The organism is Streptomyces sp. NPDC029292, from assembly GCF_055569295.1.
In genome coordinates, this window is record NZ_JBVHXR010000004.1 from 1 (window position 1) to 14935 (window position 14935).

Sequence of the window (14935 nt, forward strand, 5' to 3'; positions counted from 1 at the left end):
CAGCAGTGAGATTCCCCGCCCCACCCCCCCCCCCCCCCCCCCCCCCCCCCCCCCCCCCCCCCCCCCCCCCCCCACGGCTGTTTTGTATGAGAATGCGACACGCCGTTCAGTCGGGTGGGGTGCAGGAATTTTCTGCACGCAGGGTTTCCGTCGCGTCCGGGGCTCGTTAGCCAGCGCAAAGAGGAATTCTCTCTGGTGACATGAGTTGCCGAAGAAAGGAACACGATGAAGTCCCTGAAGGCCGCCGCTGTCGTCGCCGGGTCCATGGTCATCGCTGGTGCCGCCGCGCCCGCCTTTGCCGCCGACGCCTCCGACCTCACGCCCTCCAGCCTCAACGGCGCCCTGGAGACCATCAGTAGCCAGCGCGAGCTCAATGTGCAGGACGTGATGCCCCTGCAGCACCAGTCGAACACGCTGGACACCGAGAACAAGAGCTCCCTGCTCCATACCGTGAACGGCGCGGCGAAGGCGCTGAACACGGCAGCCGGCCCCGCGCAGCTCCTCGGCGGTCTTCCCCTCCAGGGCTAGTCGGCTCATTTCATCGCGTGTCTTTCCGTAAGGCTTGCGGGCATTTCCCTAGGCTTTGGGGCAAATCTCCAAGGAAAGGGCTGACGATGAACACCGCAAAGAAGGCCGCTCTGATTTTCGCCGCCGCCGGAATGGCCGCGGGTGCCGCCTCGGGCAGCGCCTTCGCCGACTCCGGTGCCGAGGGCGCCGCGCTCAATTCCCCGGGCGTCGCCTCCGGCAACGTCATTCAGGTCCCCGTGCACGTACCGGTCAACCTCTGTGGGAACACGCTCAACGTCATCGGCGCGCTGAACCCAACCTCCGGTAACGGCTGCGCCAACGGCTGACGTCGTACCGCGCAAAGGGCCGACTCCGCACCCCGCGGAGTCGGCCCTTCCCCGTTGTTCGAAAGGACTCCCTCGTTCGTGTGGTCGGTTGCCGGGTCATCGCCCGGGTGGGTGAAGAAACAGCCGGACCCGTTCGGGCGCGTCGATAAGGTTCCGCGGTGACCTCAACCTCAAGCGAAACGCGCCCTTTCCGGGCCGCCGATCTCGGCACGCTCGCCGTCATGGCCTTCAGCGGTGAAGTGCCCGACGGCGACATGCCCTATCTCCTGGCCTACTCCCTGGGCGACAGCGAGGGCGGCCCGGAGGGCACTTCGGCCGCCATCGAGCAGCTGCTGAGCGACAACGGTCTGCCCGTCGGCGACAGGCTCGTCGACGGTTCCCAGCATCCGAGCCTGCCGCTCACCCTCCTCGTGGAGGCGGGCCAGGCCGTCGTCACCATGCCGTCGTACCTCAACGCCCAGTGCGTCGTGCCGCCGGAGTGGCTCGCCGCGGTCGGCGCACGCGGCTACGCCTACTTCCTGTTCGCCACCCGCGCCTGGCCCGACGCCGCGCCCGGCAAGCCCGTCGCGCCGGAGAGCCTGGCCGCCTTCGCGGGTGACGAGGAGACCCTGCTCAGCGCGGCGCACGTGCTGCTGCCCGCGCGCAGCCTGCGCAGCTGATGACAGCCGCTGCGGGACGGGTGACGGGCGGCGGTGCGGCCGTGCGGACCGCGGGCGGCAGCCGCGTGTTCGCCCTGCTGCTGGTGATCACCGGTGCGGCCGGTCTCCTCGCCGCGTGGGTCATCACGATCGACAAGTTCAAGCTGTTGGAGAACCCGAACTTCGTGCCCGGGTGCAGCCTGAACCCGGTCGTCTCCTGCGGCAACATCATGAAGAGCGAGCAGGCCTCGGCCTTCGGGTTCCCCAACCCCATGCTGGGCCTGGTGGCGTACGGCATCGTCATCTGCGTCGGCATGAGCCTGCTCGCCCGCGCCGCCTTCCCGCGCTGGTACTGGCTGACCTTCAACGCGGGCACGCTCTTCGGCGTCGGATTCTGCACCTGGCTGCAGTTCCAGTCGCTCTACCGCATCAACTCGCTGTGCCTGTGGTGCTGCCTGGCGTGGGTCGCCACGATCATCATGTTCTGGTATGTGACGTCGTTCGACGTACGACATGGATTCCTGCCCGCGCCGGGCTGGTTGAAGGGATTCCTCGGTGAATTCACCTGGGTGCTTCCCCTGTTGCACATCGGCATCATCGGGATGCTGATCCTGACACGCTGGTGGGACTTCTGGACCAGCTGAATATCGACCCGGCCGAATGCGCGGACGAGCTGACTATTGGGCCCGTCGAGGGAATCTTGAACTGATGGCGTTCTCAGGATCGTTACGCGGTACGGACGCTGAGCCACCCGAATTCCGAAAGGGACCGTACCTGAGATGAAGCCGACCACACGAGGAACACTTGCCGCCGTCCTGACCGGCGTCGCGGCAGCGGTGGGTGCCGCCGCCGCGGCCCCCGCCGTCGCGGCCGAGGCGGTCCCCGTCCCCGTACCGCTCAACGGTGTGGAGAACGCCCTCAACGTGCAGATGCCCAAGATCGCCGGGGAGCTGCCGGTGCCCATGCCGGGCGCGCCGGAAGGGCCTCGGTACGTCGAGGGTCGGCTGATCCCCGAGCACGCGTTGCCCCAGCTGCCCGTCACCGGCGGACTGCCCGGGGCGGACGCACGCACGCCCCTTCCGCACGTCCTCGGGGACGGCTTCGACCACCTCGGTGTCGGCGCGCCCGCGGCCGGCCTGCGCGCGCTGACCCCCGGGCTGTCCCTGGACACCCCGCTCACCGCGCCGAGCGCCGACAACTTCGGCTCCCCGAAGCTCCCTCAGGCGGCCGTCCGCACCCCGCTGTTGAAGACGATGCCCGGGGCGAACCTGGAGATGGGGAGCGGGGCGTAGCCGCACCCAGGGGCGGGGCCCGGGTGTCGGGCCCGGTCCTGCCGCCGATACCGCCGCCGACGCCACCGGGGCCACCGACACTGAACCCGACCGAATCCGCCGAGGCGAGAACCATGTTCGTCAGCAGGGTGCCGAGCCGTGTGTCCAGCGGAGTGTCGGTGACCCGGCGGGGTGTGACGCGGGACGCGCTGGAGGACCACAGCGGGATTTACCGGTACGCGTAGGGCGGTGCGAGCGTGCGTCCGTGTACGCGCGCGGCGGCGTGATCGTTGGACGCGGCAACGGCGAGGCCCTCGGCAGTGAATGCTGCCGAGGGCCTCGCCGTGCGTGTGTCCGGCGTCGGTTGCCGTAGCCGTAGCCGCCGTTGTCCTCGTGGCCCTAGTTCATGCAGGTGTTGCCGAAGGCCGGGTTCAGCAGGCCGATGACGCTGACGGCGTTCCCGCACACGTTGACCGGCACGTTGATCGGGACCTGAACGACGTTGCCCGAAACGACGCCGGGCGAGCCGACGGCCTGGCCCTGAGCGCCGGCGTCCGCCATGGCCAGGCCGCCCCCGCTGAGCACCACGGCACCCGTGCCAACAGCGACAGCGGCGGCCTTCGCGATGCGAGACATCACGTTCTCCTTTGACTCGATAAGTGCGGCTGCACGGACGCGACCGCACTCCCCCCTTCAACGCGCCCACCCACACCTGGTCACGGCGTTCATCTGGGGATCACCCTCTCCGAACAGGCCATTCCCTCCGCCTGCCGTATCCCGGGCGGAAATTCACTACGGCCGACGGCATGCCCTCAACTAGCCTGCCGGACATGCCAACCGACCAACTGACCGGTGTGATCGGACTGTTCGCCGAGGAGACCCGGGCCCGCGCCTTCGCCGCGGTGGCCCTGGGCGCGGACACCCCCGCGAAGGTCATGGAGAAGGCGGGGCTGTCTCCGAAGGACGCGATCGTGGCGTTGCGGCGGCTCCGGGACCAGGGCGTGATCACGCAGGGCGAGGGGGGACTGGGCGTCGCCTACGGCCGCTTCCGGGACCTCGCGCGTTCCGCACAGGCACCGCAGCCCGTCGAGAGCTATGGCTCCGGGGACGGGCAGACCGAGGCGGTGCTGCGGACCTTCGTGCGCGACGGGCGCCTGGTGCGGCTGCCCGCCCAGTGGGAGCGCAAGCTGGTCGTGCTCCGGCACATCGCCGAGCGGACCTTCGAACCGGGCGTCGAATACCCGGAGCGGATCGTCAACGAGAGGCTGCGCGCCTGGTGCGAGGACGCGCCGACCGACCATGTGACGCTGCGGCGGTACCTGGTGGACCTGCATCATCTGCGGCGGCAGTACGGCGTCTACTGGCGACCCGCGGAGGCGTGAACGGGAGCGTGCGGTGCGGACGGGGTGCCAGGCTGCTCGGTTGAGGTGGCGGATGGGGCGCCCGGGCCCGTGGTCGACGCGGCGGATGGGACGCCCAGGCGCTCGGTCGAGGTGGCGCAGGGGACGGCCGACCGCTCAGCCGAGGCGGCGTACGGGATGCCCGACCGCTCAGCCGAGGCGGCGTACGGGATGCCCGACCGCTCAGCCGAGGCGGCGTACGGGATGCCCGACCGCTCAGCCGAGGCGGCGTATGGGTGTGCCTGCCAGGAAGGCCTGGATGTTCTCGACCGCCGCGTTGTAGTACGTCTCGTAGTTGGACCGCGAGACGTAGCCGAGGTGCGGGGTGGCCAGCAGACGTGGGGCCGAGCGCATCGGGTGGTCGGCGGGGAGCGGCTCGATGTCGAACACGTCGACGCCCGCTCCGGCGATCCGCCCGCCGTGCAGCGCGGCGAGCAGCGCGTCCTGGTCGACGATCGCCGACCGTGAGGTGCTGACGAGGTAGGCGGTCGGCTTGAGGAGGGCCAGCTCTGCGGCGCCGATCAGGCCCCGGGTGCGGTCGCCGAGCGCGAGGTGGACGGAGACGAAGTCGCTGCTCGCGAGCAATTCCTCCTTGGAGGCGGCGAGTTCCACCCCGGCCTCGTCGGTGCGCTCCTTGGTGAGGTTCTGGCTCCACGCGCTGACCGCATGCCGAAGGCGAGGCCCACCTGCGCCACCCGGCCGCCGATCTTCCCGAGCCCGAGCAGACCGAGCCGCCGGCCGTGCAGATCGGCGCCGACGGTGCTCTGCCAGGGGCCGCCCGTCCGCAGGGCGTTGTTCTCCGTGACGATGCCCCGCGCGAGGCCGAGCAGCAGCGCCCAGGCCAGCTCGACCGGGGGCGTCGAGGAGCTCGGGGTGCCGCACACGGTCACGCCGTGCGCCTCGGCGGCCGCGTAGTCGATCACGGTGTTGCGCATCCCGGACGCGATGAGCAGCTTCAGGCGGGGCAGCCGAGCCAGCAGCGATGCCGGGAAGGGCACCCGCTCGCGCAAGGTGACGACGATGTCGAAGTCCGCCAGCGCCGCGGCCAGCGACTCCTCGTCGGTGAAGTGCTCGCCGAAGCTGACGACCTCCACCTCGTCGGACACCGGCGACCAGTCGGCGACCTCGGTCGCAACGCTCTGAAAGTCATCCAGCACGGCACAACGAAGTCGCATGTCAGGTCCCTCCCAGGCTCAACCGGACCCTACCCGAGCGACGTGAAGACACCTGGGCCGCCCGGCAGGAGGCGGCTCCCGCGAACCTTCGACGGCCGCTCGCCGCCCATGGCAGTATCTGGGCTCCATGAGTGCGTCCCTGGCAGTACGGATCCTGCGCGCGGCGGTGTTCGCCGCGTTCTGCGTGCTGCTGGCCGCCGGGGGCCACGGGCTGGCGACGGGCGAGATGCCGCCGTTGTGGGCGGACGGAGTCGGGTTCCTCGCCGTCTTCGCGGCCGGCTGTCTGCTGGGCGGCAGGGAGCGGTCCCTCGTCGGGATAGGTGGCGGGATGCTGGCCGCACAGGCCGCGCTCCATCTCGGGTTCGAGGCGGCCCGGCCGCAGATGGCGATGGCCATGCACGGAGCGCACATGACGCACCCGCATGCGATGACGCCCCACGCCACGGCCGCCCATGTGGCGGCCGCTCTTCTCGCCACCTGGTGGCTGCGGCGCGGCGAGGCCGCGCTGTGGTCCCTGCTGCGGTGGGCCGTGACGCTCGTGCCGGGGCTCGCGGCGTGGTGGCGGGTGCGCACGGGACCCTCTCACGCGCGGGCGCACGGGGATGCCGTATGCCGGAACACCGTTGTGCCGCGGCCGCTTCGGCAGGTGCTGCTGCGGCACGCCGTCTCCCGTCGGGGACCGCCGGCCGGGCTCTCGTACACGCCCTGACCGCATCCACACCAGTACGGAGTTCCCCTGATGTCCCCGACAAGCACCACCCTGCGCCGGGCCGGCCTCGTCGCCGCCCTCACCACGGCCGGCGTCCTGACCGCCGCGGGCGCGGCCTTCGCGCATGTGACGGTCCACCCCGAGAGCTACGCCAAGGGGGCCACGGACGGTGTCTTGACCTTCCGCGTCCCCAACGAGGAGGACACCGCCAGCACCACGAAGGTGCAGGTCTTCCTGCCCACCGACCACCCGGTCCTGGGTGTCCTGGTCACTCCGCAGTCGGGCTGGACCGCGAAGGTGACGACCACCAAGCTCAAGACCCCCCTCAAGACGGACGACGGCACGATCACCGACGCCGTCTCCGAGATCACCTGGACCGGCGGCAGGATCCGCCACGGCGAGTTCCAGGACTTCAACGTCGCCTTCGGCCAACTGCCCGACGACGTCGACCAGCTGAGCTTCAAGACGCTGCAGACCTACTCGGACGGCAATGTCGCCCGCTGGATCGAGGAGGCTCAGAAGGGCGGGGCGGAGCCGGAGAACCCGGCGCCGGTCCTCACGCTCACGGCCAAGTCCGCGGGGGAGACCGGCGGTGCCGAGGGCTCCGGTTCGGCCTCGTCCTCGGCTTCGCCCGCGAACAGCTCGGCAGCGAGCAGTAAGAGCAGTGACTCGACTGCTCGCGGCCTGGGCATCGCGGGCCTGGTCGTGGGCGTCCTCGGCCTGATCGCGGCCGGATTCGCCCTCGCGCGCGCCCGGAGCGCCCGCTCCTAGCCTGCGTGCGGCTGCCGCCCCGCCGGTCTCAACTTCCGTCGGCGGGGCGGACCGCCCACCGCTGCTCGACCTTGGCCAGCCGCCAGTACGCCACCGCCGCCGCCCAGACGACCACGAACAGGCCGACGATGATGTACCCGACCTTGTCCAGATCGAGCCCCGCGATCCAGCCGGTCACCGCGTCGCGCAGGTCGAACTTGTCGTGCAGCACGCCCACCAGCTCGATCGTGCCGATGAAGAAGGCCACCGCGATGGACAGGCCGGTGATGGTGAGGTTGTAGAAGACCTTCCGCACCGGGTTGGAGAAGGCCCACTGGTAGGCGAAGTTCATGAAGGTGCCGTCCAGCGTGTCGAACAGGCTCATCCCCGCCGCGAACAGCAACGGCAGGCACAGGATCGCGTACCAGGGCAGCCCGGCCGCGGCGCCGCTGCCCGCCATCACCATCAGCGTGACCTCGGTGGCGGTGTCGAAGCCGAGCCCGAAGAGGAAGCCCAGCGGGAACATCTGCCCGGGCCGCGTGATGGACTTCGTGAACCGGCCCAGGATGCGGTTCATGAACCCCCGGGAATCCAGGTGCTGTTCGAGCTCGGCCTCGTCGTACGTACCGGCCCGCATGGCCCGGAAGACCCGCAGGATGCCGAAGAGCGCGACGAGGTTGAGGGCGGCGATCAGGTAGAGGAAGGACCCGGAGATCATGGTGCCCATGACTCCGAGCACCTGGTGCGTACTGGATCCCTCGTTCATGATCCGCCCGGCCAGCTGGGTGCCTCCGGCGATGAGTGCGGCGAGGACGACCACCACACTGGAGTGCCCGAGGGCGAACCAGAAGCCCACCGACACCGGCCGCTTGCCGTCGGCCATCAGCTTGCGTGTCGTGTTGTCGATCGCGGCGATGTGGTCGGCATCGAAGGCATGCCGCATGCCCAGGGTGTACGCGGTGACGCCGAGACCGATGCCGAACGCCTTGGAGCCGACCTCGTAGTGCTCCGGGACGACGAGCAGGAACAGGATGCCGAACGCGACGACGTGCAGCGCGGCTATCACGGCCAGGAGTACGGCGGTTCGGACGGTGTCCTCGCGCCGCCAGCGGAATCCGGCGGCGGGTGGGGACGACTGCGTGGGCAGGGTCATATGGTCACGCTCCAGCACCTCGTGGATCACTTCGTGAGATGCCGTGGCCGGTCTCCTGGCTGACGGGGGTCCGCACCGTCCCGCCTTCCCGGCCGCCGTGTGGCGACCAGTGGCCGAAGTGGGACGGGGCGCCTCAAGTCACTTCGTGCGCAGGTGAATTCACCACGCATGTATCTGATCTGAGGCCCGATCACAGTGGCGAGGGCCGCTCCGGCCTGGGCCCCTTCGAGGATGAAGAGGCCGTCACCGGTCTTCCCGAACACCACGGCCCATCAACCGTAGAGGCGGCCGGGCTCCCCTGCAAAGCTGCATACCTGCGCAGGTATTGAAGATCACATAACGGCGCCTGCGAAGATGAGCTCATGCACCTCGTCCCCGCCGAGCGCGCCGACCGCCGGACCATCGACGGCCACCGCGTCTGCGACGCCGTCGCAGCCATCGGTGAGCCCGGGCACGTACGCACCTGGGCCGACCGCTTCTCCCTCCTCGCCGACCCGCGTCGCCTCGCCCTTCTGCTGGCCCTGCACCGGGCCGGCCCGCTTGCCGTCTCCGACCTCGCCATCGCCACCGGCATGAACGACCCCGCCGTCTCTCAGGCCCTGCGTCTGCTCCGTACGGCCGGGGTCGTCGAGGGCGACAAGGACGGGCGGGTCGTGCGCTACCGGGTGACCGACGGGCCGACCACCGCACTCCTCGAGCACTGCGTGTCCGACGGGGGCTGAGCCGCCCCGGGCGCGGGAGCCGGGAAGGCGGCGGCCCCGGACGCCTGGGGCGGGCCGGGGCCGCGGGCTCACGGAGTTTCCGTGGTGCGCTCACTCACTGTTGAGTTGCCAAGGTGCGGTTGTTGCTCAGTCCTGCGCCGGTGCCTTCTTCTTGCGGACGAGGAACACCGCCGCGCCGCCGATCACGACGAGGGCGATGGCGATGCCCGCGATGATCGGGGTCGCGCCGGAGCTGCCGGTCTCGGCGAGGTCGGTGCCTCCGGTGGAGGTGCCGCCCACCGACGCCGGGCTCTCACCGACCGTCTGGGTCGTGACGTCGCCGGCGCTGCCCTGTGTCTTGCAGTCGAGCATGCCGGTGAACCGCTTCTCGAAGCCGTTCGGACCCTTGATGGTGAAGTCGTACGCCTGGTCCTCCTGCAGCGGGATCGTCACCGTCTGGGACTTGCCCGCCGCGATGGTGTGCTCGCTCCCCATCAGCTCGAAGGTGAACGCCTCGTCACCTTCGTTGGCCGCCGTGATGTCCACGCCGCCCTTGGCGCAGTTCTTCTCGGCCGACAGGGCCGGTATCGCGCCCTTCTTGGCCCAGTTCGCGGTCGCCGCCGCGGAAACCGTCGACTCGCTGGAGCCCGCGAGGATCTGTGTCTGGCTGCGGGTCTCCGAGGCGAAGGCGCGGCCGACCGGCACGGTCGTGGACGCCTGCACCGTCAGTGAGGCAGACCCGTTCGCGCTGTCCTTCGGCACGTCGAAGTAGATGCGGCTGCCGTCGGCCGCGGAGGTGATCGCCTTGCCGTCCTTGTCGACGATCTTCACTCCGCCGGCGGCGGCGTCCGCGGGCGGCGTCACCGTCACGCTGTCCGCGTTGGTGTGCACCGTGACCGGGCCGAGCTTCTCGCCGGCGTGACCGGAGACCGCGGGCGGGTCGAGGGTCAGCGAGGCCTTGGGCTCCGCCAGGTTCCGCGCACTCTTTTGCAGATAGTCCGCGAGCTTCTCCGCCTGCGGGTCCACCGCGTCCACGTCGGCGCCGTCCGAGTACCGCCAGATGGCCACCTGCGTGCCGGCCGCCGCGTCCTGCTCGGTGAGGCTGCCGGCGCCGGCCTTCTCGGCGAGCGCCGCGAGGTCGTTCACCTGCGGGTAGGAGTTCTGCAGGATCCAGCGGATCTTGCCCGCGTCCGCGTTGCCGTTCAGTGACGTGCCGCTCCAGGGGGTCTCCTGGTACTTGGCGTCTCTCTGCGTCGGGTTGTGGATGTCGATGCAGTACGTCTGCAGCATGCCGCCGTCGTCGACGGACATCTCGAACAGACCCGCGGACACCTGCTGGTCCTCGCCGTTGTCGTGTATCACGGCGGACCCGTACGTCTTCAGGCCGCCTATGGTGGCGGTGGCACCGCTCTGGTTCTGCGGGGTCTCGTCGGCGACGGCCGTACCGGCGGTGGTCATCGCCCCCGCGGCGACGAGCCCTGACACCACCATCGCGGCGGCGAGGCGGGCGGCCCCTCGCCTGCGCGCGGACAACACAGAGAACGAAGAAAACACAGAATTCCCCTTCGAGCAGGACCCGTTGACATGGGGGGAAGGTCCCGCCAGCAGAATCAGAAGCCCCGTGAGCTATGTCCGGAATCCTAGGGACGCGGCGCACCACGCTCCCCGGTCATGCCATCGGATAACCGATCCGACTCGGAATCGTTATCGCTCAGCACGCCTGTGAGCTGCGCTTATCGACAAATCCATGGGGTCGATCGGAACGCATTTGTCGATAAGCCGCAGTTCGGTCAGTTCGTGCCGGGACCTGACATCACGTCACTCCGGCTGGCTCCGGCTGCTGTTGTGCCCGGGCCTCGGACCGACTTTCCGGCTCTGTCTCCCAGTTTGGCTCCGGCCGGGGCGCCGAAGCGGGTTCCCCCTCCTTGGAGGGGCGTCGGAACGCCGACGTACCGCGGGAAAGGTCGTGGCCGATCGCCACCGCGTCGATGTCCACCGACGTCCGGCTCTGACCGTCGCGCTGTTCGTTGCGTACCTTCAACCTGCCCTGCACGATGACGGGATCGCCCACCGACACCGATGCCCCCACATTCGTGGCGAGCGCCCGATTGGCCCACACCGTGAAGAAGTTGGTGTGCCCGTCCGTCCACGCGCTCTTCTCGCGGTCCCAGTACCGCGCCGTCACCGCCAGCCGGAACCTCGCCGACCCCCCGTTCGCCAGCTCCCGGTACACCGGCTGCGTCGCGACGTTGCCCACCGCGCAGACCATCGTCTCGTTCATCGCGAACCCCTCTCCCGTACGAATGCGTCTGTGGCGTCTGTTGCCGTTTCTCGCGGTGACCGCATGCGCTGCGATCGCCGCGAGTTCAGACTGCCTTCGCCGGGCCGAGCCCGCTGAGCGCTGTGTGCTACCGGCCGGTTGTGGACAACCGCGTCACCCGACGGGGTGGTGCCGCACCAACTGACGGGGACGGGCGCCCCCACCGTCGGTCCGTGCCGAGGTCCCACCGCCAGTCTGTGCTGAAGTCCCGCCGCTGGTCGGTGTCGGTGACGCCATCACCCGACCGGCGCGGACGCCGCCCCCGTGACCCGCCCGTACTGCTCCCGCACCTCCCGGTACCGCAGCAGCTCCGCCGCCACCGGGTCCAGTACGCGGGCCCTGCCGCACCCGGCGGCGGCCTCGCGCAGCCGCCGTTCCGCGTCCAGCCCGTAGCGCCGGGCGGGCCCGCGCGCCGCCATCCTGCTGCTCCACTCGACGGCCGGACCGCCGATGATGCCTGCCACCATCAGCAGCACCGGCACCCCGAGGTTGGGCGGGGTGACCCCGATGATCTGCCCCAGCAGCCAGAGCCCGCCGAGGACTTGGAGGATCGTCATCGAGGCCTGCGCGAGGACGGCGACCGGCCACCAGCCGGGCCGCAGCGGCCGCCCCGCCGGGGTCGCGGCGCGTGCCGCCATGTCGTCCAGTGCCTCGGGCAGCCCCTGCGCGCCGCGTACGGCCGCCTCGCGCACCGCCTGTGCCCAGGGCGCCGGGAGCCCGTACACCGCCCGGTCCGCCACCGTGCGTACGGCCTGCTCGACGCGCTGACGTGCCGTGGCCTCCTCATCGGCCGGCGCGCGCACCGGCAGACGTCCGGTCTGTGGTTCGCGCCGGTCCTGGGACCACCGCCACAGCCGCAGCCAGGGCGTGCCGCACGCGCGGTTGGCGTTGCGGCGCCACGCGCGCTCGGCCGCCTCGCCGGCCGCGACGGCACCCACCGCGTCCGCGAGCCGGTCGGCGAACTCGTCGCGCGCCTCCTCGCTGAGCCCGACGCGCCGCCCCGTCGCGTAGACGGGCCGCAGCCGCGCCGCGGCCGCGTCCAGGTCGGCGGAGATCCGGCGCGCCGCGGCGCCCCGCTCGGCCACGAACTGTGCGAGCGATTCGCGCAGTTCGCCGACGCCGTCGCCGGTGAGCGCGGACAGCGCGAGCACGGTCGCGCCCGGTTCGCCGTACTCGCCCAGCGCGATCCCGTCCTCGTCGAGCAGCCGCCGCAGATCGTCGAGGACCTGGTCGGTGGCCTCCCCGGGCAGCCGGTCCACCTGATTGAGGACTACGAAGGTGACCTCCGCGTGCCCCGCCATGGGCCGCAGATAGCGCTCATGGAGCATGGCGTCCGCGTACTTCTCGGGATCCACCACCCAGATGACCGCATCGACGAGGGCCAGGATGCGGTCCACGTGTTCGCGGTGCTGGGCGGCCGCGGAGTCGTGGTCGGGCAGGTCGATCAGGACGAGGCCGCGCAGCTGGGCCTCCGCCTCCGGGCTCTGCAGCGGGCGTCTGCGCAGCCGTCCCGGGATGCCGAGCCGGTCGATGAGCGTCGCCGCGCCGTCGCTCCAGCTGCACGCGATGGGTGCCGCCGTGGTCGGCCTGCGCACGCCGGTCTCCGAGATGGCCACACCGGCGAGCGCGTTGAAGAGCTGCGACTTCCCGCTCCCGGTGGCCCCGGCGATGGCGACGACGGTGTGCTGCCCGGAGAGCCTGCGCCGCGCCGCCGCCTCGTCGAGAACCCGGCCCGCCTCGGCGAGCGTGCGGCTGTCGAGCCGGGTGCGTGACAGGCCCACCAGCTCGCGGAGCGCGTCGAGGCGCGAGCGCAGCGGCCCGTCGTACGCGAGAGGGGCGGGCGGGTCCTGCACGGTGATCCTGGGCTCCAGCACCGGGGCCTCCTGCCCGGTGGTCGTCTCGGTCACGCGCCGCGCGATGAGCCCGTCGTCCCAGACGGGTTCGCTCTCCGCGTGCATGGAGGCGTCGTCGTCCTTCACGCGCGCGTGCCTCTCGTCGGAAGAGGTGTCCTCAGAGCGCGTCTCTTCGGAGAGCTCGCTTTCGGCACGCTCGCCGTCCTGGGAGCCCTGGGAGCCCTGGGAGCCCTGGGAGCCCCGGGAACCCTGGGATTCCTCGGCGTCCTCCTGGGCCGCGTCCTCGGAACTCGCGTCCTTGGGGAGGCCGTTTTCAGAAGTGCCCTCTTCAGAAGTGCTCTCCTCGGAAGTGCCCTCTTCGGAGGGATCGTCTCCCGGGCGGTCTGCGTGATCCGTGTGGTCGTGGTCAGTGACGGCAGTCACCGCGGTCACCTCTCCTTCTGCAGTACGGACAGCGCGGCGATGATTTCGGCCTGGGGCTCTGGATGTACGTCGAGTGCGTCGAGGGGGGCGAGACGGCGCTCGCGCTCGGTGTGCAGGGCCTTGTCGAGGAAGTCGGTGAGCAGCCGTCCGCCCCGGTCGCGCAGCCGCAGGGCACCGTGCGCCCCGATCCGCTCGGCGAGCCCCTCGCCCGCGGCCCGCGCCCTGCGGCCGCCCAGCAGAGCGGTGGCGACCAGCGCGGCGACCACCTCGGCGTCCGGCGCGACGCTCTTGTCGAGGGTGCGCACCTCGTCCTCGGCGTACTCCTCCAGGACGCGCCGCCAGCGTCGTACGGCCATCCCGATCCGGTGCTCGGCGCTCTCCAGCGTCGGATCACGGTCCGTCAGTCCCGGAGCGTCCGCGGCCGGTTCGCGCCGCCACGCCTCGCCCACGCGCTCGTCGGCCGCCGTGACGGCGCACAGCAGCAGGGCGCCGAGACTCTCCACGAGGGCGTCGAGCAGTTCGCCGGCGGTGCAGTCGAGCGGATAGGCGCGCCACCGCTTGAGCGCGTCCCCGGAGAGCACGGCCCCGGCCTGCAAACGGCCCCTCACGCGCTTGTGCTCGCTGTCGTACGCCCCGTCGACGGCCGCGGTGAGCCGCAGCGCGGCGGCGTACTGCGCGGCGGCCGCACTGGCCAGCTCCGGCATCCGCGCCTTCAGCGAGTCGAGGACTCCGTAGGCCGTACGGGCCATCGACTGGTACCGGGCTCCCGGGTCCTGCGCCTGCTGCGTGAGCCACGTACGCAGAGGCGCGACGGCGGTGGCGGGCAGCAGGCCGCCGCCCCACGCGGACTCGGGCAGCTCGGGCACGGTGAAGCGGGGCATCTCGCCGAGTCCGGCCTTGGTGAGCAGGGCGCCGTACTGCCGCGAGACCTCGGAGACCACCTGATGCGGCACCCGGTCGAGCACGGTGACCAGGGTGGCCTTGTGTTCCTTGGCCGTCCGCAGCAGATGCCAGGGCACGGCGTCGGCGTACCGGGCGGCCGTGGTGACCATGACCCAGATGTCGGCCGCGCAGATCAGTTCGGCGGCGAGCACCCGGTTGTCGGCGACCAGGGAGTCGATGTCGGGCGCGTCGAGGAGGGCGAGGCCGCGGGGCAGGGTGTCGGCGGTCTCGATCCGCAGCACCCGCTCGCCACGCTCGGCGAGTCCGGGCAGGTCGTTGCCGGGCTCCTGATGGGGCACCCACACGCGCGTGAGGGCGGGCAGTACCCGCATCCCGCTGAACCAGTGGTGGTCCTCGGGATGGCACACCAGCACCGGCGTACGGGTCGTCGGCCGCAGCACTCCGGCCTCGCTGACCCGGCGCCCGACAAGGGAGTTGACGAGGGTCGACTTGCCCGCGCCGGTGGACCCCCCGATGACGGCGAGGAGCGGTGCTTCGGGTTCCCTCAACCGGGGCACCAAATAGTCGTCGAGCTGTGCGAGCAGTTCGTCGCGGTTGGCACGCGCGCGTGGAGCCCCCGCCAGGGGCAGCGGGAAGCGTGCGGCGGCGACACGGTCGCGCAGGGCGGAGAGTGCGTCGAGCAGCTGAGGCCGTACGTCCAAGGTCACCACATGCGAAGAATGCCCAATTTTGGAGGCTTTCTGAAGCATATGACTATGTCTGCGCGCCGACAGGACACACGGGGC

General features: G+C 70.8%; 15 protein-coding genes, 1 pseudogene and 1 riboswitch. Of the genes and pseudogenes, 9 read left to right on the top strand and 7 right to left on the bottom strand.

Annotated features, from left to right (window positions below; all coding sequences use genetic code 11):
- The first annotated feature begins 225 nt into the window (after positions 1-225).
- The 5 genes from ACZ4WS_RS11135 to ACZ4WS_RS11155 all read left to right on the top strand — a co-directional run bounded on the left by ACZ4WS_RS11135 (position 226) and on the right by ACZ4WS_RS11155 (position 2784).
- Positions 226-528, top strand: coding sequence for a hypothetical protein (locus ACZ4WS_RS11135; RefSeq protein WP_467979294.1), 303 nt, complete (start codon positions 226-228; stop codon positions 526-528).
- Positions 529-614: 86 nt separating this feature from the next.
- On the top strand, positions 615-854 hold the full coding sequence (locus ACZ4WS_RS11140) for a chaplin (RefSeq protein ID WP_467979296.1): 240 nt from the start codon (positions 615-617) through the stop codon (positions 852-854).
- 158 nt (positions 855-1012) lie between these two features.
- On the top strand, positions 1013-1513 hold the full coding sequence (locus ACZ4WS_RS11145; RefSeq protein ID WP_467979297.1) for a DUF5949 family protein: 501 nt from the start codon (positions 1013-1015) through the stop codon (positions 1511-1513).
- The gene (locus ACZ4WS_RS11150; RefSeq protein ID WP_467979298.1) at positions 1513-2136 is read left to right on the top strand and encodes a vitamin K epoxide reductase family protein; all 624 of its coding nucleotides are present in this window, start codon (positions 1513-1515) and stop codon (positions 2134-2136) included. Before ACZ4WS_RS11145 ends, ACZ4WS_RS11150 begins: the two co-directional genes overlap by 1 nt.
- A 135-nt stretch (positions 2137-2271) precedes the next feature.
- The gene (locus ACZ4WS_RS11155; protein WP_467979300.1) at positions 2272-2784 is read left to right on the top strand and encodes a hypothetical protein; all 513 of its coding nucleotides are present in this window, start codon (positions 2272-2274) and stop codon (positions 2782-2784) included.
- A gap of 378 nt (positions 2785-3162) precedes the next feature.
- Here ACZ4WS_RS11155 and ACZ4WS_RS11160 read toward each other — a convergent pair whose 3' ends face one another.
- Positions 3163-3399, bottom strand: a complete 237-nt coding sequence (locus tag ACZ4WS_RS11160; RefSeq protein WP_467979301.1) for a chaplin — start codon at positions 3397-3399, stop codon at positions 3163-3165.
- Between the two features lie 194 nt (positions 3400-3593).
- Here ACZ4WS_RS11160 and ACZ4WS_RS11165 point away from each other — a divergent pair, with 194 nt between their 5' ends.
- A complete protein-coding gene (locus ACZ4WS_RS11165; RefSeq protein WP_467979304.1) occupies positions 3594-4145 on the top strand; it encodes a DUF2087 domain-containing protein in 552 nt (183 codons plus the stop codon).
- A gap of 234 nt (positions 4146-4379) precedes the next feature.
- On the opposite strand, the pseudogene ACZ4WS_RS11170 reads toward ACZ4WS_RS11165, so the two are convergent.
- Positions 4380-5338 (bottom strand): annotated as a pseudogene (locus ACZ4WS_RS11170) (D-2-hydroxyacid dehydrogenase family protein).
- A 127-nt stretch (positions 5339-5465) separates the two neighbouring features.
- Here ACZ4WS_RS11170 and ACZ4WS_RS11175 point away from each other — a divergent pair.
- On the top strand, positions 5466-6047 hold the full coding sequence (locus tag ACZ4WS_RS11175; RefSeq protein WP_467979306.1) for a hypothetical protein: 582 nt from the start codon (positions 5466-5468) through the stop codon (positions 6045-6047).
- A gap of 30 nt (positions 6048-6077) precedes the next feature.
- Positions 6078-6818, top strand: a complete 741-nt coding sequence (locus ACZ4WS_RS11180; protein ID WP_467979308.1) for a YcnI family copper-binding membrane protein — start codon at positions 6078-6080, stop codon at positions 6816-6818.
- Between the two features lie 28 nt (positions 6819-6846).
- Here the strand turns inward: ACZ4WS_RS11180 and nicT are convergent, their stop codons facing one another.
- On the bottom strand, positions 6847-7950 hold the full coding sequence (nicT, locus tag ACZ4WS_RS11185; protein WP_467979310.1) for a Nickel transporter NicT: 1104 nt from the start codon (positions 7948-7950) through the stop codon (positions 6847-6849).
- 28 nt (positions 7951-7978) lie between these two features.
- Positions 7979-8232, bottom strand: a riboswitch (cobalamin riboswitch).
- An 80-nt stretch (positions 8233-8312) separates the two neighbouring features.
- Between nicT and ACZ4WS_RS11190 the strand changes: the two genes are divergently transcribed.
- Complete coding sequence (locus tag ACZ4WS_RS11190; protein WP_467979312.1) at positions 8313-8672, top strand: helix-turn-helix domain-containing protein; 360 nt, start codon at positions 8313-8315, stop codon at positions 8670-8672.
- Positions 8673-8798: 126 nt separating this feature from the next.
- Here ACZ4WS_RS11190 and ACZ4WS_RS11195 read toward each other — a convergent pair whose 3' ends face one another.
- From ACZ4WS_RS11195 to ACZ4WS_RS11210, 4 genes are all read right to left on the bottom strand, one after another.
- Positions 8799-10187, bottom strand: a complete 1389-nt coding sequence (locus ACZ4WS_RS11195) for a Cys-Gln thioester bond-forming surface protein (protein WP_467979961.1) — start codon at positions 10185-10187, stop codon at positions 8799-8801.
- Positions 10188-10464: 277 nt separating this feature from the next.
- Positions 10465-10932 carry a single-stranded DNA-binding protein gene (locus ACZ4WS_RS11200; RefSeq protein ID WP_467979314.1) on the bottom strand — a complete coding sequence of 156 codons (468 nt, stop codon included), beginning with the start codon at positions 10930-10932 and terminating at the stop codon, positions 10465-10467.
- A gap of 275 nt (positions 10933-11207) precedes the next feature.
- On the bottom strand, positions 11208-13247 hold the full coding sequence (locus tag ACZ4WS_RS11205; protein WP_467979316.1) for a YfjP family GTPase: 2040 nt from the start codon (positions 13245-13247) through the stop codon (positions 11208-11210).
- 5 nt (positions 13248-13252) lie between these two features.
- Positions 13253-14860 carry a GTPase domain-containing protein gene (locus ACZ4WS_RS11210; protein ID WP_467979317.1) on the bottom strand — a complete coding sequence of 536 codons (1608 nt, stop codon included), beginning with the start codon at positions 14858-14860 and terminating at the stop codon, positions 13253-13255.
- Positions 14861-14935 lie beyond the last annotated feature (75 nt).